The organism is Pseudoalteromonas sp. L23 (assembly GCF_021728455.1).
Classification (GTDB): Bacteria; Pseudomonadota; Gammaproteobacteria; order Enterobacterales; family Alteromonadaceae; genus Pseudoalteromonas.
This window is the reverse complement of record NZ_JAKKCW010000001.1, coordinates 1-25,528: the sequence shown is the minus strand read 5'-3', so window position 1 is coordinate 25,528 and position 25,528 is coordinate 1. Positions and strand designations below refer to the sequence as shown.

Sequence of the window (25,528 nt, the reverse complement as noted above, 5' to 3'; positions counted from 1 at the left end):
CTAGTTAAAAGAAGGAAGTAAATCACGCTGTGATGTAATTTGTATTTTCAAATATGCACGGTTTCTTTCTGGCATTAATCAACCTAACTTTATTACTGGTAGCGATTTGTTCTAAATCTTACGTGGAGACATTGCAACTAAACTAAGTATTCCTTAGTACCAAAGTGGCCGCTATACTAAGAGAATCTTAGCTATTGAAGTTAGTAGCTAAGGTACTCATGGAATCACCAACGCCCTTACGCCTAAAAGAAGCCCGAAAAGCCGCTGGGTACACGCAACAGCAGCTAGGTATTGCTTTAGGTATGGAGCCCAACACGGCCAGCGCAAGAATGAACCAGTACGAAAAAGGTAAGCATGCACCAGACTTTACAACCATGAAGCGAATCGCTGATGAGTTAGGCGTGCCGGTTGCTTATTTTTATTGTGAAGATAATACTTTAGCTGAGTTAATACGTGCACTCGGTAAACTTACAGAAGAAGAACAAAAAGAGTTACTCAAAGCTTTAGGTTCTAAAAAATAATAGTGAATCAAATTGAATATGGAAATCAATACAAATTTAATAGAGAGAATCGGAAAAGTTGATGAAGAGCTTTGGCAACTGGAAAATACCCGTCAAATTAACTTCTTTATTGGTCCTAACAACTCAGGTAAAAGCCGAAAACTGAGAGAGCTTTTTACAGGAGCTCGAGAAAGTTGGACTTACGATATCTCAGAACTAAACATAAGGTATGTAGCCGATGAGCTTTTAGACTACTTAGAAAAATCTTCTACAGCTCATACGCCATTTACTCTCAAGTATATTCATTTAGGCAAGTTAAAACATTGCCTTCAAAAGATTAAAAGCCAGCCAAATAATTTTGAGACTTTGATTGCTACTGTGTATTCAGAATCAAGGCATAATTCAGCCTATACACGAAGAGTTGATGAAGAGGAATTTCGATCAAATTTCATCAAGTGGGTTGACTCACGTTTTGCTTTGTCAGTGGAAAAATTCACAGTTGAATATCAAACCAGAAACTGGCCTAAAGTTTATATACCGACATTACGAAGCTTGAGGCAAGTAGCAGAGGAGGACATCTTTGAGGCTCGAACCGCTAAAGATTATTTTTCAACATCATCTAAAGGTGGAGAGATATTTACGGGGCATAGTTTGTATGAGGATTTGAAGGAGCATTTGCTAGGTTCTCATGACAAACGACAAAAAGTACGTGATTTCGAAAGATACCTTTCTGAAAACTTCTTTTTCGGTAACGACATATCGCTCGTACCTATGGTCGATAAGGATGTTGTTTATGTTAAAGAGGGTGATGATGAAGATAGACCAATCTACGATTTAGGCGATGGTATACAGTCGATAATCATCTTGACGTTTAAAGTGTTTATGGCCGAAGAACCGACTATGTTCTTTATAGAGGAACCTGAACATTATCTTCATGCCGGATTGCAGCGCACATTGATAGAAACATTTGCTAAGCACAAAGAGCATATGTTTTTTATGACTACTCATTCAAATCACTTTTTAGACTTAGCTCAGGAGCGTGATGATGTTTCAATACAGCGAGTTTCACGCATCAACGGAGAAACGAAAGTTCAACCAGCATTGGAATTAAGTGATGTACTGTCAGAGTTGGGAGTGCGAGCTTCCTCCGTGCTATTAGCTAATTGCTCAATTTGGGTTGAAGGCGTTACAGATAAGCTTTATTTGCGAACATACCTTAAAAAATATATTGAAGAGCTTGACGATAAGGACCGAGCTAACAAGTTAAAAAGTTTGCATGAGAACCTGCACTATGTGTTTACCGAATATCAGGGAAGCAATATTACTCACTGGGATTTTAGCTCAGATAAGAGTGGAAGTGATGCACAAACACCAGCAAAAAAGTTATCGCAAAATATACTGTTAATCGCTGACGCTGATATTGATGGCAAAGGTGATAGAGTTAAAGCACTTGAGTCTAGCTTAGGCGACAATTTCCTTTTATTAGAATGGAAAGAAATTGAAAACTATATACCGTTTAACCCATTTGTAGAAACGGCCAAACGGCGTTGGGGAACATTTAGAGGCAGAGATGGATGCCATATTGATAACTTCAAAAACCTGACAGAAGATAAGCTTAAATCTGAAACGCGTGGGGTTGGCGCTATTTTGGAATCGTATGTTACTAACAATAGTGGTACCAAAAGAAAGTTCTATAAGGACGATTCGGGGACTATCAAAGACAAAGTTAAGTTTTGCAATACAGCAATTGAAGTGATGAATGAATCTGATGATTGGCAATTGACTCCAGAATTAAGAGACCTTTGCGATAAGATCTGGGCGTTTATTGAGGCACACAACTGCTAGTTGGCATAATGAGTACAACGATGAAAAAAGTGGTAGTTCTAGACGAAGAGCATATGTCTTGGCTCTTATTTCGGTGCGGTGATGAGCACTTTATATCTGTTATAGCTGGAACGGTTGGGGTTTTTACCTTGGAAGTTAAGTTATCAAATGCAGAAGCTGCTCGTTACACTGAAAATGGTAAAAAATATATCGATGAGCTTGCGGATAGTATTCGGTACAACCCTAAGTACTTTGAAAGCCGGTGTATTAAAGGGTTTAGACAGGCATATGATGTTCAATCAGCATTAATAGAGTGGCGAGAACACAAGTAACTTATTTCCTTAATTAAAGTGACATTTCGACTTGCAATAAATAAGTATTCAGCTAAACCTAAACTAAGTTTTCCTTAGTTTAGGTTTTAAATGCAATTCCTTTCTCAAACAACTCCTTACTCTGATGAAACCATTGAAAGCTACTTGTTTCGTTTGTCACAAGACAATGGTTACCTTGGTTTTGCTGATATGGCCGATATTTTGTGGGATTGGTTGGTTACGCAAGATCACGAACTGGAGGGGGCTTTTCCAAACGAGTTGCAATCGGTTGATGTATATAAGGCATCGCAATCGAGTAATTTTCGGGTTCGAGCGCTGCGGTTGGTTGCGCAGCTAGCAGGGGTTGAAGCGTCTGAGCTGCTTAACTTGTGTTGGCTCCGCAGTAATACACAGTTTGGTGCTATTACGGCGGTTTCTCGTGGTGGGTTATTGGTGCCTCGTCAGTTGCTTCGTAAGTCTGGGGTTCCTGTTTGCACCGAATGTTTAAAGCAAGATGCGCACATACCTTACCTTTGGCATTTAAGAGTCTATAAAGCCTGTCATAAGCATAATCAGCAATTAACTAGAATATGTGCAATGTGATGCTGAAATTGATTACAGAGCGCCTGAGGCGTTTTTAGAGTGTGAGTGTGGTGCTGCAATCAAGCAAGGCCCAAAGGCAAATCAAGCAGATTTAAAATTGGCAAATGCCCTTGCAAGTCATGCTGCTGCAAAGCTCGTTGGGCTTCTGGCTTGGTTTAGCCAGTGGCAATCTATCAGCTATGATGACGATGAGTTTAGCGAGTTGTTTGTAAGCTACTTTTCTAACTGGCCCAGTGGGTTTGAGGATGAACTAAGTAATACCGCTGAACTTGCTAAAGTAAAGCAGCTTAGACCGTTTAACCACACACCATTTAATGATGTATTTGGTAGCTTGCTTAAAGACAGCAAACTGGCCTGCGCTGGCTCGCAAGGCTACAACACGGTGCAGTTGGCCATCATTGCATTTTTAACCAAGCTCGTTGAGCAAAACCCAAAGAAAAAACACCCAAACTTAGGTGATCTACTACTCTCAATGCTCGATGCGGCCGTAATTCTTGGCACAAGTACCGAGCAAGTATTTAGGTTATACGAAGAGGGCTTTTTGGCAGTAGCTCAACCACCTAAAAAGAATACGTTTTTAAAGCCGAGCGATAACGTGTTTTACCTCAGGCAGGTTATTGAACTACAGCAGTCTTTTGCACCGAACATGCCTAATAATCAACAACAATTTGTACCACCATGGTGATCAATGGAACTGCACACACTACTTCAAAATACCTCAAGCAAAGAGCTTACCCAAACGCTACGAGCGGCATTTGCCCCATACTCTGAACATGTTGATATTACAGGGAGTGAGCCTCAAGCGTTGGTGATTTTAATTAACCTCACCTACAAGAGAAAAGACATAAAAGACTTAATGAGTGTAAGTGCCGCCAAAGCCGCATTGCGTGATGAGCAACACCTTAAAACCTGTATTGATGAAGTAAAATGGTATCACACTCATAATTTAAAATACCCTGATATTCGAGTCAGCCACCAAAGGCTATTGGCGCAAGTAGTTGATGGTGGGCTTGGGGTAGTCAGCAGCGCCAGTTACCCAATGCAATTAGGCTGGTCGCACGACAGCGGTAAAATCAATAAGGCGAAGTTGTTTTTAACTGGATTTATTTGGCATGGGGAGCCTGTATGTTTGGCGCAAATGCTAGCAAAGCAAGAGCGCTTATGGATAGCGCAGTTTAGAGAGTTAGGGTTATTGAAAAGAGATGTGGTAGCAGTTTGTGAGGAAATTTCTGCACTGCTCCCCAGTGAAGAGCTCCCAGATCAAATTAGTAATTACACCCCTCAGTTGCTTATTCCAATTGAACATGACTATTTGAGCGTATCGCCCGTTGTGAGCCATGCCGTTTTAGCTGCGCTGCAAATGGCAACGCGCAGCGGTTTGCTTAAACGTGGGATCATTGAACACAATCGCTCTGCAAATGTGGGAGTGCTGCCAAGCGCACAGGGCGGTAGAGTGAACGTGCTTAAATACTTTGCCAAAACCTACAGCTCTGCAACCGTTAACGACTACTACAGCCAAGATGAGCAACGGCTTTTTAATGTGGCAGCATTTAATAGCAAAACAGTGAGTGAGGCTTTGCTGGTGCTATCAAAGTCAAAGCCGTTTAATACGTTGAGGCAAAAGCGCTTGGCACGTATTGCGGCAACTAAAGCGTTACGAACAGCACTTTATGGCTGGTTAGAAAAGCTCATAAAGTTGGCGCAAAACGAAACGGTAAATGACTCAGACTCTGAACCAGTAAAACTTTTAGCCACGCAAGAATACAAGCTGTTAGAGCTTGTTTTAAGCCAAGAGTTAAACAGGCAAATGAGTGGGCTGAAATACTTAAAGCGTTACGCTTATCACCCAGAACTAATGCCTATTTTAAAAGCGCAACTTAGCTATGTGCTATCGCATCAAAATAACCAAGAGGACGAGCTTGAGGCCGGGCATATTCAGTACGTGCATTGTCAGAATTTGCGAGTCTACAACGCCGAGGCAATGCCGAATGCTTACTTAATGGGTATGCCGTCAATCACCGCGCTTGAAGGTTTGGGGCATCAATTTCAACGCAAGCTGCAAAAGCTGTTAGGCAGTGGCGTACATGTGATTGGTGTGGCTGTGTATATTCGCTCGTATCAATTGCACAACAACAAGCAGTTGCCAGAGCCCAACAAACTCAAAAAAGACGGTCAAAAGCGTGTGCCGCTGCGTTCAGCAATTATGCAAATACCTAAGTGCGATATATGTTTTGACTTGGTGTTTAGGGTGCAAACCAACAATCAAGCTGTTGCCAACGACTTGTCTGAAAACCTGCTGAAAGCGGCATTTCCATCGCGCTATGCGGGTGGCACGCTCCATCCACCATCGTTATATGATCAAGTTGATTGGTGCCAAGTCTATGCAAAACCACTGGCATTGTTTGAGCGCATCCGCTCGTTACCTAAAGGTGGTTCGTGGCTTTATCCAACCTCGGTCGAGGTAAGCAGTTTTGAGGAACTGGCTGAGCAGTTAACGCTGCGACCTACTATGCGGCCAGCTGCACTGGGTTACTTAGCTCTTGAAGAACCAAAACCAAGGCAAGGCTCAATCACCCAGTTACATTGCTATGTTGAGCCTGTTATTGGGTTGCTTGAATGTGTTGATGCGGTCACAGTTCGGCTATCTGGCGCTCGGCATTTTTTAAATCACGGGTTTTGGGCCATGCATTGCAAAAAAGCATCTATGCTTATGAAAAAAGCCAAGTTTGAGTACGACTAATGAAACTCCCGCGCCAGCTCTCATACACCCGCTCGCTCTCGCCAGGTAAGGCGGTATTTTTTTATAAAACGCCAGAAAGCGATTTTGAACCATTACAAATTGAACGGCAAAAGATCCGAGGTCAAAAGTCAGGGTTCGCCGAAGCCTATAAAAATGAAGCCACCCCCAAAGAACTTGCCCCGCAAGACTTAGCCTTTGGTAATCCACACACCATAGAACTTTGCTATGTGCCGCCCACGGTGCAACAACTCTATTGCCGATTTTCACTCAGAGTAGAAGCAAACAGCCTAGAACCTAACGTATGTGGTGAACCAAAAGTAAGTTACTGGCTAACGCGGTTTATGAACACCTATAAGCAGCATGGTGGCTTTGGGGAGTTGGCAAAGCGCTATGCTAAAAATATTCTCATGTGCGAGTGGCTATGGCGAAACAAAGCATCACCTAATGTAGATTTAGAGATAGTTGGCGAAGGGTTTGAACCTATCAGCATCAGCAAAGCCAACCGTTTGCGCTGGGATGGCAAATGGCGCGAGGCTGAAGACGCGTTGCATACACTCACAGAAGTGATCCAAACAGGGCTAGAAGACCCATATAGCTTTTGCTTTTTAGAAGTAACCGCCAAGCTCGGCACCTACTTTGGGCAGGAGATTTATCCAAGCCAATCGTTCGCAGAAAACGATGACGTAGCAAGAGCTTACGCTTACACCCAAGTAGCGGGTAAAGACGCAGCCTGCTTTCACTCACAAAAGGTGGGGGCTGCCATTCAAATGATTGATGACTGGTACGATGAAGACGCAAACAAGCGGCTAAGAATTCACGAATACGGCGCAGATTACAAAAACGTGATTGCCAGACGCGCACCAAGCAACCGTTTAGACTTTTATTCACTGCTGCAAAAAGTCGCGCTATACGTAAAAGAAATGGAGCAAAACGGCCTAAAAAACCAAGAGCAAGCCAGCCATATTCACTATATAGCAGCCGTTTTAATCAAAGGTGGATTATTCCAAAGGACCAAAGAATGAGCCGAGCATATTTCACCATTACTTACCTACCAACAAACTGTGATGTAACCCTATTAGCAGGCCGCTGCATTGGCATATTACACGGATTTATGAACAAACGAAGCTGCAACCACATTGGTGTCAGCTTCCCCAAATGGACCGACAAACACCTAGGCAATCAGATAGCTTTTGTAAGTGAAGATAAAGCCGCACTTAAAAACCTAAGTCAGCAAAACTATTTTGAAATGATGGCCCACGACAAGCTGTTTGAAATATCTGCTATAAAGCCAGTACCAGTCGATGCCCCTGAAGTACAGATTATCCGTGACCACAGTCTGGATAAGTTATTTATGGGCGAAAAACGCCGCCGAATGGCACGCGCAAAACGCAGAGCCGAAGCCAGAGGTGAAGAATACATACCGCAGTACGTACCGGACGATAAAGAAATTAGTGCATTTCATAAAATCCCTATCGCCAGCAAAAGCAATCAAAACGACTTTGTACTGCATCTAAGGTTAGGGCCAACAGTCTCAATACAAAACACTTTTAACAGCTATGGCTTTGCAACAAACGAAGAGCACAAAGGCAGTGTTCCGTTGTTAAGCTTTTAAATATCAATAGCTTTAGGAGTGCTGCTGTATATCAAAGAGTTACGAGCCGTTGGTAAAGCAAAGGTTATTAGCCGAAAGTAGGTTTAATCGTATGGAATTTATAAAGTTTTGGTCTAACGTTAATAGTGACCTGCCGCATAGGCAGCTGGAAATTGTAACCTGGTACTGCATCTGCGTGATGTATTGTGACCTGCCGAATAGGCAGCTGAAATTAGGCCAGGAAGTAAACAACCACATCGAATGACATATAACTGCCGAAAAGGCAGAGGCCAATTTAAAAGCCCCAGAATTTACTGGGGCTTTTGTTTTACATACAACTAGCGCGTTACAAATTCGTGCTTTTTGGTTGCCATATTTGTTTTTTATGTAAATATGGTGTTTTTTAGGAGCGCCCGCCAATGTTATGAAGCTTTGTATATGGGTTGGGGTTGCAGGAGAATCAATGGAAGTTGATGGGAAAATAATTGCTGCTTTGATAACACTCTTTGGGATCTTTCTAACAACCTTGTTTGGGGTTGTGGGGTATTTTTTCAAAGTAATGCAAGATAGGAAAAAGAGCGCTAGAGTAGTGTTGTATCTATTACTAGAAATTAGATATTCACTACTAAAGACCGTTTTTAACCCTCGCACTATTGCTAAGAAATACATGGTGTATTCGCAGAATAAACTAAGGAAAGTTAGCAACGAAACCGGTTGGGAAGATCACAGCCTGAATGAGCAATTTGAAAAGCTTATAATTCAATATTTAACCAATTTAATAAATTCTCAAAAACTAGATATCAAGGTTAGGCTATTGGAGCCATATGAAAAGGCTTTAAGTGAACTTGCTACTATAAACCCTATTCTTGCGTATAAGTTGAAAGGGCATGATCAATTGGAACTGCTCATTCCTCATGTCGATGAATATTTAAAAAACCTAAATGTTCTATCAGATGAAAATTTAGGACAGGAACAGGAAAAACAGCTAGTTCAAGAGTGTTCAAGTATGATGAACGAAGAAGCTCTAGACATTGTTTTTGAAAGACTTGAAGCTGATATTTTATTAGTTGCTAGAAGTTGCTCAAAAAAAGACTTCAAACAATGTAAGGCGCTACTTGATGAGGGGGCTAATCGAGATAACCTAGTCGACTTTGAGCAGTTAGATGACTTCTTAGAGCCTGTATTTTATAAAATTAACTCCGAAATCCTACAGAGCGAAACCTTCTCCCAAACGCCCACTAATTCATTGGGTGTGTAAAGTGATACGATCAATAGAATATTGGCAACGATACCTTGCTACGGTGGTACACAAATTACTTATGCGATTTGTTCAAAAGATGAAGTAAATTAACTTTTAAGGAAAGTGGGTATTATCATGGCACTAGAATCTGGCGGTTATGCAGAAAAGCTAGGAAATAAATATGAAGCAAATTGGATCGCTTATCAGTTACTGCGTTTATTGGAAGAAAAAATTGCCTGGTTAACAGTAGAGCCAATAGGAGAAGACGAAATTGGTGTTGATGTTATCGCTGGTTTACATAACGGTCAGTGTGAACATCACCAATGCAAAGCTGGTAGTGGAAACCGTGAGTATTGGACTTTATCTCAGCTAAATCAGTCGAATATACTAAGTAACGCACAATTTCAGATTGAGAGGGGGGCTACTGAATTCCATCTCGTATCCCCGCTTTCCTGCAAACTAGTTTCAGATTTAAATGACAGCGCAGATAATTGTAACGGAATTCCAAAAGATTTTATTAGTCATCAAATCAACGCGAGTAAAGAACGTAAAAACTCTTTTACTTCTATCTGCGATTATTTAAATTTAAACACTGATATTGACTCAGATGTTCAAAAAGCAATTTACTTTTTACAGAGATTTAGAGTCATACCGTACAACATAAATCAATATACAAAAAATGAATTAGAAGACAAAGCCAGTAACTTGTTCTTAGGGAATCCAACAAAGCTAGTTAGCTTCCTCAAAAACTATGTCGTTGAAAATAATCGTCTAAGGCAAAAGATTACAGCACAAGACTTACTTAATGATCTCAGGTCTAGTGGATTTTCAACAAGAATCATTCCAGGTGACAGCAGAATTGTCCCCGTAATAGAGCGTTTATCGAGTGATTTTGAAGACTCAGTAAAACCATTTCTAATAGCTAATCAACTTGTCTCAAGGCTTGATAAAGTCGTTCACGTGCTTGAATCTTTAAAACAACATGCTGTTACTTTAATTCAGGCTGAAGCTGGTATGGGAAAAAGTGCTTTACTATTTGAACTCCATCAAAAGCTTTGTAAACAGGATATAATTAGCGTTCCAGTAAGGCTGGACAGAAAAAGACCAGAGAATAATGCCGATTCCTTTGGTAAGTCTCTGGGCTTTCCGTATTCTCCCGTTCTAAGTCTTAGTAAGTTTGTTAGTGAGAAAAAAGTTGTCATTATCTTAGATCAGCTTGACGTCATTAGGTGGACCGCGGGACACTCCAATAACGCACTCCAAGTCTGTCAAGAACTCGTTAGACAAGTACTGTTGTTAAGAAAAGAAGGTGTAGGCGTTTCGATTGTGCTCGCTTGTCGGAGCTTTGACTTGAATGAGGACGTTGCTTTATCTAGCTGGGTTTCAAGCCTTAAAGGTGATTTGGGAATAATTTACATTCCTCGTTTATGCAATAATATCGTGGAATGGCTAGTCTCGCCATTCGAGAAGTATGGCTCCCTAAATGAAGAAAAAAAAAGGATACTGCAAATTCCATTGTGGTTAAGTATCTACCTTACAATCGCTAATAGAACACTATCTGCTCCATTATTTAGTAACAAGCTTGAATTAATAAAAAAGTATTGGGAAGACCGAATTAGCATAGTCAAAAGCTTCGATATAGATGAACGCGATGCTATGCGCCTTATAGATGAAATAGTAGTTTTAATGACAAGCAAGTTTCGGTTAGCTATATCTGCAAATACTTTAACTATTGGCACCCAAAGAGCCTTAGATGCGCTACTGTCTGTTGGCGTTTTGACTAAGCAAGGTCAAAATATAAGCTTCCGCCATCAAGCATTATTTGATTACCAAGTTGGCTTAAAATTGTTCAATGCAGGAATAAGCTCTGCATCGGCCTTACTAACAGAAATTGGTGATAGTAGTAATCAAACATTAACCAAGAGAGAGCACTTGAAATACGCTTTGAATATGCTTCTAGATTCGGATCAGCGTGCATTTTGCGAGTGCTCGTCAGCTATTCTAAATAGTGACGAAATTAGATTTCACTTAAAATACCTAACTCTGAATACGATAAAAGAAATTAATAAGCTTACAAAGCCTGCGAAATTGTTAGTTGACGAAATTCTTGAACAATCAAATTTGCGTTCGAGGTTTCTCCACAACACTTGCTACAAAAATAAATGTATTATTAATTACCTTTCTGAAAAAGGTGTTATTTCAAAGTGGTTAAATGGTACTGACGAAGTACTAATTGACAGAGCATTAAACCTTTTAAGTTCAATCGCTGAAGACGAACCTCAAGTGGTCTTGGGAGAACTCTCTCACTTTGTTGGTAGATCTCGTACATGGAACAGCAGAGTATACAGAGCTCTGTGCTGGAACATTGAAGATGACTCCAGTGAAATGTTTAATCTGAGATTACGGCTTTTGTCTCTGGGTTGTAATGTCGGCTTTATTGATTGGAAATCTCTATCGAAGAAAGAACCTGAACGAGCGTTAAATTTAATTGAATTAATGCTAAGTCACTATAAAGATGTTCTTTGTCTACCTAGTTACTCTCAAGGAGTAAAGAAGTTAGAGTCATTTTCTAGACGAGACAATTGGTCATCGATGGAAATTGATGAAATCTCAAATATTGCCAAGCTAATCCCTGAAACAGCACTTAGCGTTTTATTGTCATCAATCAATCAGTGTGTGGGTGACTTAGATGGTGGAGATATAGTTTATCAGTGGCTACATAAAGAACGGTACTCAAACTATGAACCAGCTAGTTGCCTTACACATGGTGTATTTTCAATTGTTAAACTATCTGGACAGGAGTTAGCGCGTGAGCCAGAAGTATTATTTGATCTTATGCGCCCATATTTGAATAACACCAGTCCTGTAATGAACTATTTATTAGCCAACCTTTTGCTAAACCTTTCTATTGAGTATTCAGACTTAGCTATCGAATGGCTGATGGAGTATCCCAAAACTCGACTCAGTTGTGGTAATACCTACACAGAACCAAAGTGGCTATTGCCTGGTAAGTTGGTAGAAAAATTTTCAGAACATTGTTCTTATTCTTCGTTTAACGCATTGGAAAATGAAATTTATTATTTTCAACCAAACTTAACGATAGACAAAATCAAATGGCGGTTGGAAGCTAGACGCGAAGGATTGTATTATTACTACTGGGGTGAAACCCAATATTTTTTACTGCCTAAATTATTTTTACAAAGGACGAATGATAAAACAAAACAACTCATATCAGTATTGAATCGTAAATTTGACTCGTATTCGGAAGACGATTTTTGTATACGAGAAAGTTCATCCATTTATGCGGTAACGTCACCTATTTTTCACCCGAATAATCTATCAGACAAATCTTGGTTTAACCTAATTACAAGCCCCCGAGATAGTATCAATAAAAATAGGTATAGGTTCAAAAATGGGAAAAGATGTACAATTGAGTCCAGTACTGAAGAGTTTGCTAGAACGCTGGATAATGCTGTAAGAAATGAACCGATTAGATTCGCCAACCTGGCATTAACACTTCCTTGTGAAATAGATAAAGAGTTCATAGAAGCTTTTTATTGGGGTCTGACTGAAACAAATCAGAGTAAGATATCAGAAGGTTTTCGTGAACATTGGCAACAATGTCCCATGGAGCTGATAGAGAGAGTGATTGAGCACTTTGGAAGTAGTAATAATGAGCGCTCTCTAGCTCGCTTAATTGAAAGCAGATCTGAAGATGGTTTGTCGGAAAGTACTATAGCTCTATTAGTTAACATTGCTCAAACTGCTACAGATCCTTGTTTTGATAAGCTTAATGTCCGAGAAATAAAGAAAAGCGATAGTGCTGCAGAAGCTGATGTTGATACATTATTTAGTAACGCTATCAACTGTACGAGGGGAATAGCGTATAGAGGCATTTCACATATTTTTTGGGAAGATAAAGGCTTTGCTATCAATAACAAGAATTTAATAGAGGCAGCTATTAATGATTTTCATCCAGCTGTCAATATAACCGCGATTGACTTATTACTGTCTATGCTTAACTACGATAATGGGTATGCAAATGGCAAATTTTTAGAGTTGTGTAACAAAGACCTTCGCATGGCTTGTGCTCGTGGTGCATTCAACTTTTTTAACAGTGGATTCGAGGAATAAAGACAATCGGAATATGTTGATTTGGTTTTACGGATGATTAAATCACCATACGGTGATGTAAAGAAAGAAGCCGCACGTCAGATTTATGCTCGTTGGTTCTTCGACGATTTATTTCAAGAAGAAATTGATTTAGTTATCAATGGTGAAAACATCCTAAAAGAAGGCTGTGCATCAGTTATTCGGCAGTTTCTAACAGAGGATAAGTATCACGATATAATAGATAAAGTAATAATAGCTTATACAGCGTTTTTAAATTGTGATAGCGAGGATATACTAAAGACTGTAGGAAGTTGTGTAGGCGCAGAACACTATTGGACAAAACATAACACAAGAGATCTCTTTGAAATATTTGCTCAATCAAGTGCTGCCAAACATTGTTTATGGGAGCTGTTTAATCAATTAGAAAACCAAGCTGGCTCTATAACTGAATATAGTGATCACTTATTAAAGCTTGTAGTTAATTTAACAGAGGGTAGCAAGCTTAAGAGTTTAAGTATTGATTATTCTTCGTTAATTAAAGTTCTTCAAAGGCTTTATGATGAAGCGACTGAAGATGAAGATAAAGCTGCCGTAAATATTTGTTTGGATATATGGGATAGGTTGCTAGAATCGGATGTCTTTGACGCAATAAGTGCAGTAAAAAAACTGGATAAAGGGCTTTTAGGGTAGGCTGACATGTAGTATTAATTATTTAAAGTCACTCATACTTATTCTGACCGATTATTCGGGTGAATGTTGGTAAACAATAACCTTACAAGGTATGCTATTTTACAACCCCTCATTGTTTAGCGGCCTGGTGTTCCATGAAATTGAGCAAGTCAAAACAGTATGAATACTTGGATAAGCTTAGCTATCGCGAGCTATGCGAAAAGTATGGAGAAAGTAATCTTGTTTCTATGTTCGATCTATCCATGGAAGAGTATGTTGAGTGGGAGTCAAAAAGGCCTATAGGTAACTTCGTAAATACATCTCGGGATGGTTATGATGGGCTATATTTCCTCCATGAAAATAATGTCTGGAAAGTGTTTTGGCAGGAACGGAAGATAGTACGTGATTTTGATATTCAAGAGTTCAATGAATATTTGGACGCACGTAAATATCTAGCAGAAATTCAAGCCCCAATCTTTATACGTCGTCAAGCAATACAAGCACCTAACCAAACAAATAAGGATGGAGAAGCAGGCTGGCTCAGTAAAATAGCTAGACTATTAAGCTTTACTAATTAACGTATTGGACGGATGTGGTCACTTTTTACACTCTTTTACTTCAATTTTATGCAAAGTTATACTTCCATCAAAATGCTAAGTCATTGAAGTAAAGGTGACGCCTTTATGCAAACTTATACTACAAGCTCCAATATTTGCTGTTTGAAGTATAAGTCTTATTCATAGTTACCAAAACTATACTAATTCCTTTATAAATCCAACTAAATGCTAGATCTCAGTTAACTAGATCAAATGGTACTTTCTCTACTAATCTTCTAAAACTCATACGTACAAGTTGGTTTAGTTGCCGTGTTAGCCACGCCCGCAAAGACAAAGTGATTGTGCTTGGCTCCGCGCAAGATATATCACCATTTTTAGTTTTTAGACACAGAACCTAAATTTAGGCAGCTGATCCTAATTTGCGATGACGTAGAAGTATTTGCAGACTTAAAAGATGACTTAAAGAAAATCACGGCCATTAATCACAGATCAAACATGAGCGATACTATGTCGCTGCTAATGGGCTATCAGCTAACTTGATGGTTAATGCCAGCAAAGAGCCTTGCAAAAGCCATGGCAATACTTTAATTGTGTAGAACTTAGAGCTTGAGCAACAAAGTAGAATAACACCTCTCGACTTCTCCATGGCAACGATCGGGCGGTTGTCAAAAGAACAAGGCGGTCCATCAACGCAAACCATCCGTAATCGCACAGGAAAGCATTTTCAGCAATTAATTGAGGCTAGCAGGCGCGACGTGTAAAAAGCCACTCTCAGTGCGCCAAAAGCCGTTATTGAACAGCAACGACCAACATATTCTCGATGCTATCGACGATCCAGTGATTAGAGCTGTTGTAGGCTCACTGATTGCCGAACGTAATAAATACCGTGATCAGCTCAATACATTAAAAGCCAACTCTGACTTATTTATAGACAGAACCAAAAGCGATAAAACCAACACCACACTTGAAAACAAACAACTGGTACCGCTGGAAGTTGAAACTATTAAAGCCGCAATTTCTGATGCGTTTTTCAATAAACAAGACTGGGAAGTTATGCCAACTGGACAAGTCAAAGATGCTGAGGGAAACGAGATCTATAAGCGTGGGTATGTGAATAGGCTTAAAAAGATACTTTGAATTTAGCTTTCATCCCAATTTATACATTTTAATTACGGCACCTAAAAAGATTGAAATAATTACAAGACAAGTAAGTAGCTGAATGCTCACTAGAAGCTTGGTTAAATAATCATTCGCTACTAGATCACCAAATGTGGTCGTTGTGGAGATCCCTATGCTGAAGAACGCAAAGTCGACAAAGCTAACCCTGCTTCTCACCAATTGAATATCATCCCTTAATGCATCAATTGCTTTTCTACGAGTTTCACTAATGATATTTTCGTAGTCATATCGTTTCTGAAAAAGCTTCTTTTTGGTATCAGATGCTTTTCTATATTCATCCCAAGTTTCATTGGACATAAAGCCTGCCAAATTTTGAAGGAGGTTCTCGGAGTTTAAGTATGCTTGATTCGCCGTCTTTGATTTTGCTTGTGCGAGTTCAACTCTTTTCTTTCCTAGTTCTTTTAAAATATCTAAATCAGCTTCTGTAGTTATTTCTTTCGGGAGCTTTTTCTCAAGAATATCCAACTGAACTTGGATAGCTTCTTCAGTATTTCTAAACGGTTTAAGCTTCTTCTCATCATAGAGTCTGAAGTTGTTATCAATTTCAGAGTTTCTTTTGTTATCTAGAGCAACTAGGCTGTCTTCCAAAATTTTCAGTTGATGTTCAATATCTAGGATTTGCAGTTCAGCTTCTCGTAACTTTGTATAGAAAATATCGTAATTTCTTTTATACGTATACAAATCAACTTGGAAGCTAGTTTGGTAATGTGGTCTATCTTCCCAAAGGAAGCTTTCAATATTCTGAAAGGGATGCACGTTTAGTTGGGGGTTGATGATGAATCTATCTGGCTTTTGCAACCACAGCAGCCAGTAAACGACCGCAAATAGAAGTACACATATCAGATAGTAGCTAAACCAACGTATAGGACTTTTCAATTAAACACCTTTAAATACTAATTATAGTGTGGGTTTGATATTTTTAACTTTTGTATGATTTAATGCTTTTTTTGAATTTTTCTCATCCCAGCTTTCTATAATGAACACGGCTGCGGTATGTGCTGCATGTACTGCTAGTCGAGCATGACGAGGTTTTATATTGTAGCGAGTTCTTCCCTCAGCATGCGCGGCACTTGCATGAGTTCGTAAGGCTCCGATACCACTAACTGTCGAAAATAACCCACTCAGGATTCGAATTAGGTCCTCGTCCTGAATCTGCCTAATATCAAAGCCAAGTTCATCTTTTATGACTTTCCAAACTCCCTGTAGGTCTTTTTTAGCAGGCATAGCTAAGCCCGCATCTTCGATAAAAGTCTTACAGACTGCTTCAAGTATGTTGCAAGCTGCCAATATTGCTTCTCTTGGGTCACGAACTAAATTTTCTATAGCCCTGTCGAATTCTGCATTGATAGCTGGTAAGTCTCGGTTTCTGATGATGGTAGATAAAGACTTTATCGGAGCACTAGCCCCATCTAAAATAAGACCACCTTGATGATATTCAAGTCCATATTTAGACAAACATTTCCTAATATTTTGAACATACTTGTAAGCTTTATTTTCAACTTTTTGAAGCATTACCTCGGTGTATTCTGATTGATAATCAGGGTTTTCCATATAATTTTCTATGAGCTTACCCAGAATATCTAAAGGTTCATTGGACTGGTTATTGACTCTTCTTAACCACTCAAGGGCTTTGACCGACTTACTACCTTCAGGCGGTTCTCCAGGAGCGTTGGAGTACATGAATAGAGAATCCATAGATGCGTGAGTTTCTAAGTTTGACAGAGCATCTACTGATACAGCGATAAGCGGGGCAGGTATCTGTTTGTTCATTTGGTATAACGCCTTGAGTTTGTAATGTAATTAAGGCTGCCAGAAGTTAATCTATTTTGACAGATGAAGTGCAATGAGAGCATTCAGTTAGTTTCTTGGAGTATGGCACATCTTCACTTGAACGGCTCCAAACATGAAAACAAAATGGACACCTAAACCACCTTGTTTCGTATTGTTTTGGCGCGGGGTTTAGGTCAATAAAATCCCTAAAAGCCCGTGTCGGTTTTCTTTTATAGCGTGGGTTTTGCTGAAATCCATAAACTGGGTCATATAACGGCTCGGTCTCTTCTGCCAATTGCTGTTGTTCCTCCCACTTACTCGTTTTTGTCCTAGAATAAGATTGTAGAGTGAATGTAAACATTGTAAAAGTAATTATTTAGAGCAAATGGTAGAGGTATAAGATGGATGGAAACAAGACGATTTAAAGATAGATAATAGCCCAATAGCTCGTTGATTACGGTTGTTATGCAATCAAAAACACTTCTCAATAGTAGCTTTGGAGCTACAACAGGTGAATAGGAATTTATGGGACCAACATGAAAAAATCACTCGCAATTGTTGTTTTTATAACCGCAGTAGTTGGCATTGCTGTTTTCGTTATTGGAGATATACAAAAGAAAACATTAAAGGAAGCAATTGCCTCTGCTGTAAATGTCGAACCAAGCAAATTATTGTTAAATCTCCCTCCAAAACATGCTCGCTTTCCGGGCTCAATACTATCCCCAAGCAATTCATCATTTATGGTTTACAGCTCGGGTGATGCTGATGATGAATCTATTTTGAGAGGTGAACAATTTACTATAGAAGCAGTTGTTAACGATATGTCCAATGTTCAGGCTGGTGGAAAAAGCAGCTTGTTTAATAATACGTTTTCTAATGATGGACAATTGGAAGTAACTCTTAATATTAAAGATGCATTTATTGCAGAATTACCAATTGGTGCATTGAAGGAGAAAATTGCAAAAAATGTTTTAGTGCAGGCGGCTATGGAAAATAATATAGAGCCAATTATTGTAAGTCGCGCGTATGTTGGTGTCGTTGAGTACGTGGTTCGCGCGCTAAATGAGTCTGGTGTCAAAACGCTAGTTGATATGTCTAAAACTGGATATAAAGTTGAGAAAGCAAGACTTGGCTCATTTAACTTTTCAGATAATATTGAAGATAGAAAAGAAATATCATTTTCTATTAATTCGCCTATCGTATTTGCCTATGAAGTGATGGAAGCAAGTTATGTTGCTACTGATTTATCTGACAAAGGTGCGTTAGTACTAAATGAGTTGAGCTCTAGAAGAGTGGCAGAGATCGGTAATGAAAACCCTGTTCAAGAACGAAAAACGAACAATTCATTTGGAGTGGTTACAATTGCCAATGCACATTACGCTAACTTTCGGTCGTTAGATATACCGCAATCTACAGAAGCTTCTCTTTTGATGCGGCAATTCTTTGAATCTTATGACCCAGTTTTTGTAAAGCAACTGAATAGCACCAAACAAATGCCGATCAGTGATGATAAGTTATTGGATTGGACGGTGGATCTGACACTAGAGCTTCTTGAGAATCCTGTAGAGCACCTAGTGGTATATTACACAGGGCATGCCCTTTCTTTACCTAATGGAGAAATCGTACTACTTCAAGGTAATGTAAATAAAGACTACGCGGAACGAGCTGCACAGAGCTATAGCCCTTCACTTAGTGAGTCGGGAGATGGCCTTATTCTTGTAGAGCAGCTATACAATGCGCTGTCAATGGCAAACGTACCTTTCACACTAATGATCGATGCATGTTACCCAAATGATGAGATGGCTGATGCCCTTACTAGGGTTAGCATGCTATTAGGGGATAAGGAAGGAACTGAACTTTACTATATTGGTGATAGTGCGCTGATCACAAATGAGCTGTCAGATATTGGGAAGGTCATGCGGCAAATTGGGAGCAGATTTGAGTACCGCCAACAAAACAATGCTGTGATATTTTCATCGAAACCTGGTGCCAAGTCCGTATTTAAGTCTAACCCAGTTAACCCATATGGCTTTGAGTTGCCACCACTAGCTGCACGAATATTAAAATTTAGTGACGTAGTTGATTCTAATAATAGAAAAGAAAAACTATCTAAAATTGTAAGAATGAATATAGATTCATTGAATGGTGTCGGAGAAATTAGTCTAAGTGGTTCAGTTACATGGAGTAATCTTGAAACCATGATGAATTCATTGTAACAAGTAAAGCATTGTCGTGGATCATTTAGCTAATATCCAATGTAAATTTAGAACTCAATGGCCCAGAGTATATAGCATTCAATGGGACTAACTAGTCGTTGTTTCGGGCAATTTTCAGTCAGCCTATTTATGTATTTCGCGTTGTGGCGTTGTTGTACAAATTTGTTATCCGCTTATCACTGGGTAAAAAAATGGCAAAACCCATCAGTATTTTTTGTAATGCGCTGTAATGGCCTCACTCATTTTTCGTTTCTATACTTTGTACGCAGCTTGAGGGAAGGCCTTCAAGCACAAGTTCGAAAGAAGGAGTTTGTTTATGTCCAGTCCAGCGAATGTCACAATTAAGAATAGAACAAACCAATCAATTACTACGAAAGTCACTCGAGACTCTTGGGTTGAGGGTGATGGCAGTTCAATTGATGGTAAAGTAATCCCTCGAGGTGAACATGGCGTCTTTAAGGTGGTCGCTAAAACAGGCCACCATGGTGAGTTAGATATTGATTTTATTGGCGGAGACAGCGGTAACGTACTCGGTACTTTGGAAATCTTGAGTATTAAAGATCCTCAGGAAGGTGTAAAGAGCCTTGCAGTAAATGCTAACCAAAGCGAAATAGATGTGTCAGCAATGGGATATAGAAGTTCGCCTAATGATGACGAATTACGAAGAATTAATTTCTTAATTGTCTAGTCGTTAATATTGAAAAGAGTAAGGCAGTTTTTTGTCACCAAAATCTGGTTTGTGTAGTGAAAATATCATTGCTGACCTATACCTTAACTTCCTCATTAAAGTGGCATAGAGTTAACTTTCTCTATGCCAGCATGTCTTATACAGTATTTTAGTCTTTTAAAAGCGGTTACAAATGTTGTTTTCTTTTCTCCTTGAGAAAATCAACACAAATGTTAATGTTTTCTACATCAGACATTTACCACTATCAAGGACTGAAACAGTGAAGATTAATTCACCACTAGTTAATTCGCAGGTCAATTTAGCCAGTAACTTAACCGCTAAAAAGGAGGCTAAGGCGCATAACATCGAACCTCAAGCACCAAAGAAGGAGATGAACGCTGCGGCATTGTCAGCCGAAAATACGCCAGTATTAACAGAAGAAGAAATCCAAAAATTAAAACAAGAAACTTTTGAGATTAGCAAACAAAATTATAAAGTGATGGGAGAGACGCAAGAGGCGTTTGCAACCACCTTAAGCGAGTTTGAAAAATTTAAAAAAGAACAAAGTAGCTTAAATCCAAGAATTGATTTGAGCTCTTTAGATTTATCGCAAGAGGAAGATGGCACACTAAAGCTCGTTGGTGGAAGTGTAGACGGTAAATTGCGTGAGGATCTTGAATCTATAATTAACGAAAACAATAAGCTAAAAAATGCCTATGAACAGGTACATGAAGGACTTGCGCAAATTGTTCGATTCTCTGGTGCAGATCGGCAAGGCATCGAAGCAAAGGACCTTTATGGCAATATTAGGTTGAATGAGTTAAGTAAAAGCTTCGAAAACCAATTCCATGATACGGGCTTTGGTCAGGATTATCATACACTTGAGGACAAAGTGAATAGCCACCCAATGCTGTTTGCAATGAAAATGAACGAGGCAATATATCCTAGAATTAACATAAATGTGTAATTGAGTATTGATAGCGTGGGTAAGTCTCACATTTTGCATGACGCTCAAAAGTTGAAGATAGTGATGAGCGGACGCACACTACAATACTTCAGAGTCTAAAATATCAGAGACTGCTTGTTTAAAGTCAATCGGCAAAAATTCGTTAAAATGAAATTCACTTATAAACTATGACGTTAATAAACTTTGTAGCAGAATCTAAAGCTCTATAACCATGCTTTTGCGCAGCACTAAACTTGGTTTTCTGATCAGTTTTAAGGAGATGCCAAACACCGTCATAAAAAACTTCAAGTTGACCCTCTAGAACATGAACAAGTTCTTCGGCAACATTATCATGCGGCTCTCTTAAGTGTTCATCATTTGGAATGAGAGAAATGACAAACACCTCGGTATTTTTGCACCCGTTAGATGAATAAACAGGAGCAAATATAGAGCCTTCTTGGTTGATAGAGTTATTCGAATTCTGCGGGTCGCTCGGATCAAGTAACACTGTGTACTCTATGCCAATACCCTGCGCCAACTTCCACAATAATTCAACTGTTGGACTAGACTCAAACCTTTCAATTTGTCCTAACATCGCCTTGGAGATGCCGGTCATGTTGGCCAATTTATCTAGGCTTAGGCCTCTCTCTTTTCTGATGTCTTTTAATCTAACACCTAGGTTTTTGGAAATTTCCGATTTAACTTTCATTATGTTGTGCGTTATTGCGTACAGTGATATTGTGTACACTATAACGCACAATGCAGTACTTATCTATTCAGAAGGGAATTACATGGCTAGTAAAACTTTTTTTTGCTTAGTTTATTTACTTTGTTTCATCAGCTCGGTCAGTGTAGCGTCAGAATATACGCCTTTAGACAACTTTATTGTTAAAGCCAAATCCATGACTAAGTCGGTTTCAGGAACATCCGTTGTATTGATTAAGGATGGTCAAATTACTCACGAAGTTCACGTTGGTATGGCGAATGTTGAAAAGCAGATCCCTGTCGATACAAATTCGGTTTACTACTTCGCTTCGACAACTAAAGCGATAATGGGGCTGGCGACATTACAGGCTGAAAAAGAAGGTTTGCTTTCTAAGGACTCTACCTTGAGGCAGCTATTTCCAAACGTTAAGTTTTCTTATATCAATCCTGACAACTACTCAGTCAGAGATTTATTGTCTCATCGCTCTGGGTTAACAAATGACGCGATGACATGGACTTTTTCTTACACAGGAAACCATGACAAAAAGCAACGACTTCATTTTGTTTCCTCGCTAAAACCGCACCCGAAAATTAAAAAAGGTGAGTTTGGTTACACAAACCTTGGGTACAATCTTTTAGCAATATGGTTTGATGAGAACTATGAAGGAGGATGGCCCAACGCGATTAAAGAGCTAGTGCTTTCACCTGCAGGAATGAAAAATTCAACAGCAGATGTTGACCAAGCGAGATTGCAAAATTGGCCTATTCCAAGCTCATATTCATATAAATTTCGAAGTGGTCAATCTGAGATTTATATGAATAAAAACAATGCGACTTTGTATTCAGTGGGTATCTTTGCCAGACCAAATGATTGGGGTAAGTTGATAACCCACTTGCTACCAATAAATGTAGAGCGCTCAGCGTTTCCCAAGTCGGTTGTAAGAGCGTCTCAACAACTACTGGTTAGTGATATTGATAGCTATTTTTCCGGCTATGGATGGGGATGGATGCACTCAAAAGTCGCTGGTGAAAGTGTGTTAATGCACACAGGGGGATTTGATGGCGCTTCTGTTCAAGTATCTTACGCTCCCGAAAAAAATCTTGGTGTCGTTGTTGTTCATAACGAAAGTGGGCTCATTGCAAATGAGTTAAATGGCAGAATAACTGAAATCGCTTATAAAATGTTAACTAATCAAGATGTGAGTAAGCTTATTGAATTCCATCAAGAGGAGATGACTGATCTTGCTGTTTATGTCGAGAAAGCAAAGGCAGAAATTGCTGCTAGAAGAGAAGACTTGTCAAAACGCCGGAGCATATCACCTTCGCTTAAGTCATTACTTGAAGGTGTATACGAAAACACGGAAGTTGGACGGTTGACTATTAAACAGAGAGACAGCGATTTACATCTTGCTTGGGGGGATTTACAGAGCAAGATTTACAGTGGACAAGCAGATAATGAATTTATAGTAGAACTTAGACCGGGTAAGTTCTACGAACTAACCGCTGATAAAAGCATGTCCGTTATCGAATTAAAGGATTGGCAATTCCAAAAAGTTAGGTAATTCAGAGGCAAGGTTAGTGGCAATCTAAATGCAAATTGGTGTGACAACGTCAAAGTTGTGTAGCGGATATGCCAGCAGCCCCTTTTGGGGCTCACATTAGCGTAACAGTATCTCTAATTTCAACCCCAAAGCTTGTCATAGAAATACTATATATAGTCATCAATTAGCTGGCGCCAAGCATCGGGCTTACCGTAATAGGCAGTATGCGGAAGCTTTACGAACGTATCATGCTTTTCAAGGATAAGGGTTGGGTAGCCAGTAACTTGAAGCTTTTGCATTAATAGGCGGCTTTGCACGATTTTTGTTTGCTCAGCCCCTTGGTTTGCCAGCATAGCTCGTTGCCAGTGGTTTTTATCTAGCCCAAGCTCTACCGCGAGTCCTTCTATGACTTCAGTTCGGTTAACCTTTTTGCCCTCTACATAGTGGGCATGCTGAATAGTTTTAAGCATGTTAAGTGGCGCTATGCCCAATTGCTCAGCGGTTATGATGGCACGAGCGGTGATGTATGAGTCAAGGATCATCGGATCGTTACTCTTCACTCTTTGGGTGTAACCTTTGCCAAACTGCGCGCCTGTTATGCTGGCTATACGCGCATCACTTGTGAGAATGTGATTGCGGAACGCTTTCTCTATAGATTGGTTGGCAATCATACCTCCAGGATGCAGTTCAAGCTTGAGGTCACTGTTGGCTGCAATCGCATCCAACAGTGAAGTCGCACCGTAACACCAGCCACACATGGGGTCGAAGAAGTAGTGCACTTTTACCATTTCATCTCTCCCATATGTACCTTAGCACCAATACCCAACGCCATAGGTAATCCTGCATCAGGGTAGCGTGCAGACATACTATCAATCAGTTCAGCGCTATTTTTGCTGCTGCTTTTTGCCTGACTAAAGTCGCTTAAATACTGCTGCGAGTAGCTTATGCTACTTGCATCAAGTTTGGTGCCTGCTTTCATGTGGCCAGGTATTACAACCTCTGGCTTCAATGCTTTTAACTCTTTTAATTGGCGACTCCACGCTTGTTGACTGCGTTGGGATTGCGCATCGGCCATCCATAAGTGCACATTACCGTAGACTGCAACATTGCCCAGAATCGCTTTACTTGACGGGATCCATAAGTAGGGGCGGTGTGCCAGCTCAAATTGCGTGCCGTGGATCTCTATTTTGTGCCCATCTACAAAGAGTGTATTTCCCTCTACAACTGTGGGGATGTATGGCTTAACAGGTGCATTTTCCCCCATTTTTGGTGTCCAAAATGCTAGTTTACCCGCGAGTTTTTCTTCAATCACTGCTTTTACGGCCGCTGTGGTTAGGATCTTAGCTTCAGGGAATAAAGTGTGTAGCACTTCCGCGCCAAAATAATAATCCGGATCAGCTTGGCTGATAAAAATCGTCTTTAAGGTTTTGCCGCTGTCGAGTACTTTGGCTGCTATGCGTAGAGCATCCGCTTTGGTAAAACCTGTATCTACGACCATTACTTCACTCTCACCAATCACCAGCGTTGAGTTAACGTGGAAGCTGTTTTTGTCAGCGTTATAAACATCCAGTGTAAGTGGGGCGGTGTTTGCTGCCATCGCATTGCTTGCTAATAAAGTCGATGCTGCTATCAACGTTAGGTGTTTCATATCTTTTGCCTCAATAGGTTTAGTACGGAGCAGATAATATGAAATTGATAGGCTCAGAAAAACATGCCAAACTAAACATCATTGTTTCATAAATCGAGCAAATGAATGGATAAACTCATCGCTGCTAAGGTCTTTGCCGACGTTGCAATCACGGGTAGCTTTACCGCGACGGCTGACAGGCTAGATATGTCTCGCCCTATGGTAACTCGGTACATTGAAGCAATGGAGAGCTGGCTAAACATTCGTTTATTACATCGCACCACGAGAAGAGTGTCTTTAACGACAGCTGGGGATGTAACTCCACCCAATTTAGTACAGCTATTTCATAGAATTTTATGCAGCCTCAAGATAGCCAATTGGTGTCATATCGCCAAGTGAATCATGAGGTCGCTCATAATTATAAATATCTAACCACTCATCAGTGATTTCACGTACTTCTTGCAGTGACTCAAACAAGTATAAATCGAGCACTTCTTCACGGTAACTTCGGTTAAACCTTTCCACAAAACCATTTTGGTAAGGACTGCCTGGCTCTATAAATTCCAACTTGATGTCATTTTTCATTGCCCAATCTTCAAGTGCCGTTGAAGTAAATTCTGGACCATTATCCACTCTAATCTGCTTTGGTTTTCCTCGCCAAGCAATAATTTGTTGTAGTGTTCTAATAACTCGTTCAGAAGTTAAGCTTGTATCGACCTCAATCGCCAG

General features: G+C 39.8%; 23 protein-coding genes and 1 pseudogene. 18 read left to right on the top strand and 6 right to left on the bottom strand.

Annotation, left to right across the window (positions count from 1 at the left end):
• The first annotated feature begins 218 nt into the window (after positions 1-218).
• From L3V43_RS00120 to gmtX, 13 genes are all read left to right on the top strand, one after another.
• Complete coding sequence (locus tag L3V43_RS00120) at positions 219-521, top strand: helix-turn-helix transcriptional regulator (protein ID WP_237115942.1); 303 nt, start codon at positions 219-221, stop codon at positions 519-521.
• 18 nt (positions 522-539) lie between these two features.
• A complete protein-coding gene (locus L3V43_RS00115; protein WP_237115943.1) occupies positions 540-2,345 on the top strand; it encodes an ATP-binding protein in 1,806 nt (601 codons plus the stop codon).
• 20 nt (positions 2,346-2,365) lie between these two features.
• Positions 2,366-2,656, top strand: coding sequence for a hypothetical protein (locus tag L3V43_RS00110; RefSeq protein ID WP_237115944.1), 291 nt, complete (start codon positions 2,366-2,368; stop codon positions 2,654-2,656).
• Positions 2,657-2,746: 90 nt separating this feature from the next.
• Entirely contained in the window at positions 2,747-3,238 is a 492-nt protein-coding gene (locus L3V43_RS00105; protein WP_237115945.1) for a TniQ family protein, read from the top strand.
• Positions 3,228-3,923, top strand: coding sequence for a hypothetical protein (locus L3V43_RS00100; protein ID WP_237115946.1), 696 nt, complete (start codon positions 3,228-3,230; stop codon positions 3,921-3,923). The genes L3V43_RS00105 and L3V43_RS00100 overlap by 11 nt, the downstream gene beginning before the upstream one ends.
• A 3-nt stretch (positions 3,924-3,926) precedes the next feature.
• Positions 3,927-5,978, top strand: coding sequence for a type I-F CRISPR-associated protein Csy2 (locus L3V43_RS00095; protein WP_237115947.1), 2,052 nt, complete (start codon positions 3,927-3,929; stop codon positions 5,976-5,978).
• Positions 5,978-7,000, top strand: coding sequence for a type I-F CRISPR-associated protein Csy3 (gene csy3, locus L3V43_RS00090; RefSeq protein ID WP_237115948.1), 1,023 nt, complete (start codon positions 5,978-5,980; stop codon positions 6,998-7,000). The genes L3V43_RS00095 and csy3 overlap by 1 nt, the downstream gene beginning before the upstream one ends.
• On the top strand, positions 6,997-7,590 hold the full coding sequence (gene cas6f, locus L3V43_RS00085; RefSeq protein ID WP_237115949.1) for a type I-F CRISPR-associated endoribonuclease Cas6/Csy4: 594 nt from the start codon (positions 6,997-6,999) through the stop codon (positions 7,588-7,590). The genes csy3 and cas6f overlap by 4 nt, the downstream gene beginning before the upstream one ends.
• A gap of 442 nt (positions 7,591-8,032) precedes the next feature.
• Entirely contained in the window at positions 8,033-8,827 is a 795-nt protein-coding gene (locus tag L3V43_RS00080) for a hypothetical protein (protein WP_237115950.1), read from the top strand.
• Positions 8,828-8,944: 117 nt separating this feature from the next.
• The gene (locus L3V43_RS00075; RefSeq protein WP_237115951.1) at positions 8,945-12,943 is read left to right on the top strand and encodes a hypothetical protein; all 3,999 of its coding nucleotides are present in this window, start codon (positions 8,945-8,947) and stop codon (positions 12,941-12,943) included.
• A gap of 33 nt (positions 12,944-12,976) precedes the next feature.
• Complete coding sequence (locus L3V43_RS00070; protein WP_237115952.1) at positions 12,977-13,612, top strand: hypothetical protein; 636 nt, start codon at positions 12,977-12,979, stop codon at positions 13,610-13,612.
• A gap of 134 nt (positions 13,613-13,746) precedes the next feature.
• Positions 13,747-14,169, top strand: a complete 423-nt coding sequence (locus L3V43_RS00065) for a hypothetical protein (protein ID WP_237115953.1) — start codon at positions 13,747-13,749, stop codon at positions 14,167-14,169.
• Between the two features lie 753 nt (positions 14,170-14,922).
• On the top strand, positions 14,923-15,285 hold the full coding sequence (gmtX, locus tag L3V43_RS00060) for a gamma-mobile-trio protein GmtX (RefSeq protein WP_237115954.1): 363 nt from the start codon (positions 14,923-14,925) through the stop codon (positions 15,283-15,285).
• Between the two features lie 9 nt (positions 15,286-15,294).
• Here gmtX and L3V43_RS00055 read toward each other — a convergent pair whose 3' ends face one another.
• Complete coding sequence (locus tag L3V43_RS00055) at positions 15,295-16,203, bottom strand: ion channel (protein WP_174170048.1); 909 nt, start codon at positions 16,201-16,203, stop codon at positions 15,295-15,297.
• Positions 16,204-16,224: 21 nt separating this feature from the next.
• The gene (locus tag L3V43_RS00050; protein ID WP_174170049.1) at positions 16,225-17,097 is read right to left on the bottom strand and encodes an abortive infection family protein; all 873 of its coding nucleotides are present in this window, start codon (positions 17,095-17,097) and stop codon (positions 16,225-16,227) included.
• A 536-nt stretch (positions 17,098-17,633) separates the two neighbouring features.
• Between L3V43_RS00050 and L3V43_RS00045 the strand changes: the two genes are divergently transcribed.
• The 3 genes from L3V43_RS00045 (at position 17,634) to L3V43_RS00035 (ending at position 20,947) form a co-directional block, all read left to right on the top strand.
• Positions 17,634-19,313: a hypothetical protein gene (locus L3V43_RS00045; RefSeq protein WP_237115955.1), complete on the top strand. Its 1,680-nt coding sequence runs from the start codon at positions 17,634-17,636 to the stop codon at positions 19,311-19,313.
• Positions 19,314-19,629: 316 nt separating this feature from the next.
• A complete protein-coding gene (locus L3V43_RS00040) occupies positions 19,630-20,001 on the top strand; it encodes a hypothetical protein (protein ID WP_039497169.1) in 372 nt (123 codons plus the stop codon).
• A gap of 172 nt (positions 20,002-20,173) precedes the next feature.
• On the top strand, positions 20,174-20,947 hold the full coding sequence (locus L3V43_RS00035) for a hypothetical protein (RefSeq protein WP_237115956.1): 774 nt from the start codon (positions 20,174-20,176) through the stop codon (positions 20,945-20,947).
• A 154-nt stretch (positions 20,948-21,101) separates the two neighbouring features.
• On the opposite strand, the gene L3V43_RS00030 is transcribed toward L3V43_RS00035, so the two are convergent.
• Positions 21,102-21,635 carry an XRE family transcriptional regulator gene (locus L3V43_RS00030; RefSeq protein ID WP_084204354.1) on the bottom strand — a complete coding sequence of 178 codons (534 nt, stop codon included), beginning with the start codon at positions 21,633-21,635 and terminating at the stop codon, positions 21,102-21,104.
• A gap of 82 nt (positions 21,636-21,717) precedes the next feature.
• On the opposite strand from L3V43_RS00030, the gene L3V43_RS00025 reads away from it, so the two are divergent.
• Entirely contained in the window at positions 21,718-23,193 is a 1,476-nt protein-coding gene (locus L3V43_RS00025) for a serine hydrolase (protein WP_237115957.1), read from the top strand.
• A gap of 146 nt (positions 23,194-23,339) precedes the next feature.
• On the opposite strand, the gene L3V43_RS00020 is transcribed toward L3V43_RS00025, so the two are convergent.
• Together L3V43_RS00020 and L3V43_RS00015 are read right to left on the bottom strand one after the other, a co-directional pair.
• Positions 23,340-23,960, bottom strand: coding sequence for a DsbA family protein (locus L3V43_RS00020; protein ID WP_237115958.1), 621 nt, complete (start codon positions 23,958-23,960; stop codon positions 23,340-23,342).
• Complete coding sequence (locus L3V43_RS00015; RefSeq protein WP_237115959.1) at positions 23,954-24,820, bottom strand: MBL fold metallo-hydrolase; 867 nt, start codon at positions 24,818-24,820, stop codon at positions 23,954-23,956. Before L3V43_RS00015 ends, L3V43_RS00020 begins: the two co-directional genes overlap by 7 nt.
• Positions 24,821-24,925: 105 nt before the next feature.
• On the opposite strand from L3V43_RS00015, the pseudogene L3V43_RS00010 reads away from it, so the two are divergent.
• Positions 24,926-25,114, top strand: a pseudogene (locus tag L3V43_RS00010) (LysR family transcriptional regulator); the annotation flags it as partial.
• A 39-nt stretch (positions 25,115-25,153) separates the two neighbouring features.
• On the opposite strand, the gene L3V43_RS00005 reads toward L3V43_RS00010, so the two are convergent.
• Positions 25,154-25,528 (bottom strand): integrase core domain-containing protein (locus tag L3V43_RS00005; RefSeq protein ID WP_237123921.1); only part of this gene is annotated, 375 nt, incomplete at its 5' end.

Bases quoted from the DNA above. Each gene is read 5' to 3' on its own strand.
- L3V43_RS00120 (WP_237115942.1), top strand. From the start codon at position 219: ATGGAATCACCAACGCCCTTACGCCTAAAAGAAGCCCGAAAAGCCGCT.
- L3V43_RS00115 (WP_237115943.1), top strand. From the start codon at position 540: ATGGAAATCAATACAAATTTAATAGAGAGAATCGGAAAAGTTGATGAA.
- L3V43_RS00110 (WP_237115944.1), top strand. From the start codon at position 2,366: ATGAAAAAAGTGGTAGTTCTAGACGAAGAGCATATGTCTTGGCTCTTA.
- L3V43_RS00105 (WP_237115945.1), top strand. From the start codon at position 2,747: ATGCAATTCCTTTCTCAAACAACTCCTTACTCTGATGAAACCATTGAA.
- L3V43_RS00095 (WP_237115947.1), top strand. From the start codon at position 3,927: ATGGAACTGCACACACTACTTCAAAATACCTCAAGCAAAGAGCTTACC.
- csy3 (WP_237115948.1), top strand. From the start codon at position 5,978: ATGAAACTCCCGCGCCAGCTCTCATACACCCGCTCGCTCTCGCCAGGT.
- cas6f (WP_237115949.1), top strand. From the start codon at position 6,997: ATGAGCCGAGCATATTTCACCATTACTTACCTACCAACAAACTGTGAT.
- L3V43_RS00080 (WP_237115950.1), top strand. From the start codon at position 8,033: ATGGAAGTTGATGGGAAAATAATTGCTGCTTTGATAACACTCTTTGGG.
- L3V43_RS00075 (WP_237115951.1), top strand. From the start codon at position 8,945: ATGGCACTAGAATCTGGCGGTTATGCAGAAAAGCTAGGAAATAAATAT.
- L3V43_RS00070 (WP_237115952.1), top strand. From the start codon at position 12,977: ATGATTAAATCACCATACGGTGATGTAAAGAAAGAAGCCGCACGTCAG.
- L3V43_RS00065 (WP_237115953.1), top strand. From the start codon at position 13,747: ATGAAATTGAGCAAGTCAAAACAGTATGAATACTTGGATAAGCTTAGC.
- L3V43_RS00050 (WP_174170049.1), bottom strand. From the start codon at position 17,097: ATGAACAAACAGATACCTGCCCCGCTTATCGCTGTATCAGTAGATGCT.
- L3V43_RS00045 (WP_237115955.1), top strand. From the start codon at position 17,634: ATGAAAAAATCACTCGCAATTGTTGTTTTTATAACCGCAGTAGTTGGC.
- L3V43_RS00040 (WP_039497169.1), top strand. From the start codon at position 19,630: ATGTCCAGTCCAGCGAATGTCACAATTAAGAATAGAACAAACCAATCA.
- L3V43_RS00035 (WP_237115956.1), top strand. From the start codon at position 20,174: ATGTTGTTTTCTTTTCTCCTTGAGAAAATCAACACAAATGTTAATGTT.
- L3V43_RS00030 (WP_084204354.1), bottom strand. From the start codon at position 21,635: ATGAAAGTTAAATCGGAAATTTCCAAAAACCTAGGTGTTAGATTAAAA.
- L3V43_RS00025 (WP_237115957.1), top strand. From the start codon at position 21,718: ATGGCTAGTAAAACTTTTTTTTGCTTAGTTTATTTACTTTGTTTCATC.
- L3V43_RS00020 (WP_237115958.1), bottom strand. From the start codon at position 23,960: ATGGTAAAAGTGCACTACTTCTTCGACCCCATGTGTGGCTGGTGTTAC.
- L3V43_RS00015 (WP_237115959.1), bottom strand. From the start codon at position 24,820: ATGAAACACCTAACGTTGATAGCAGCATCGACTTTATTAGCAAGCAAT.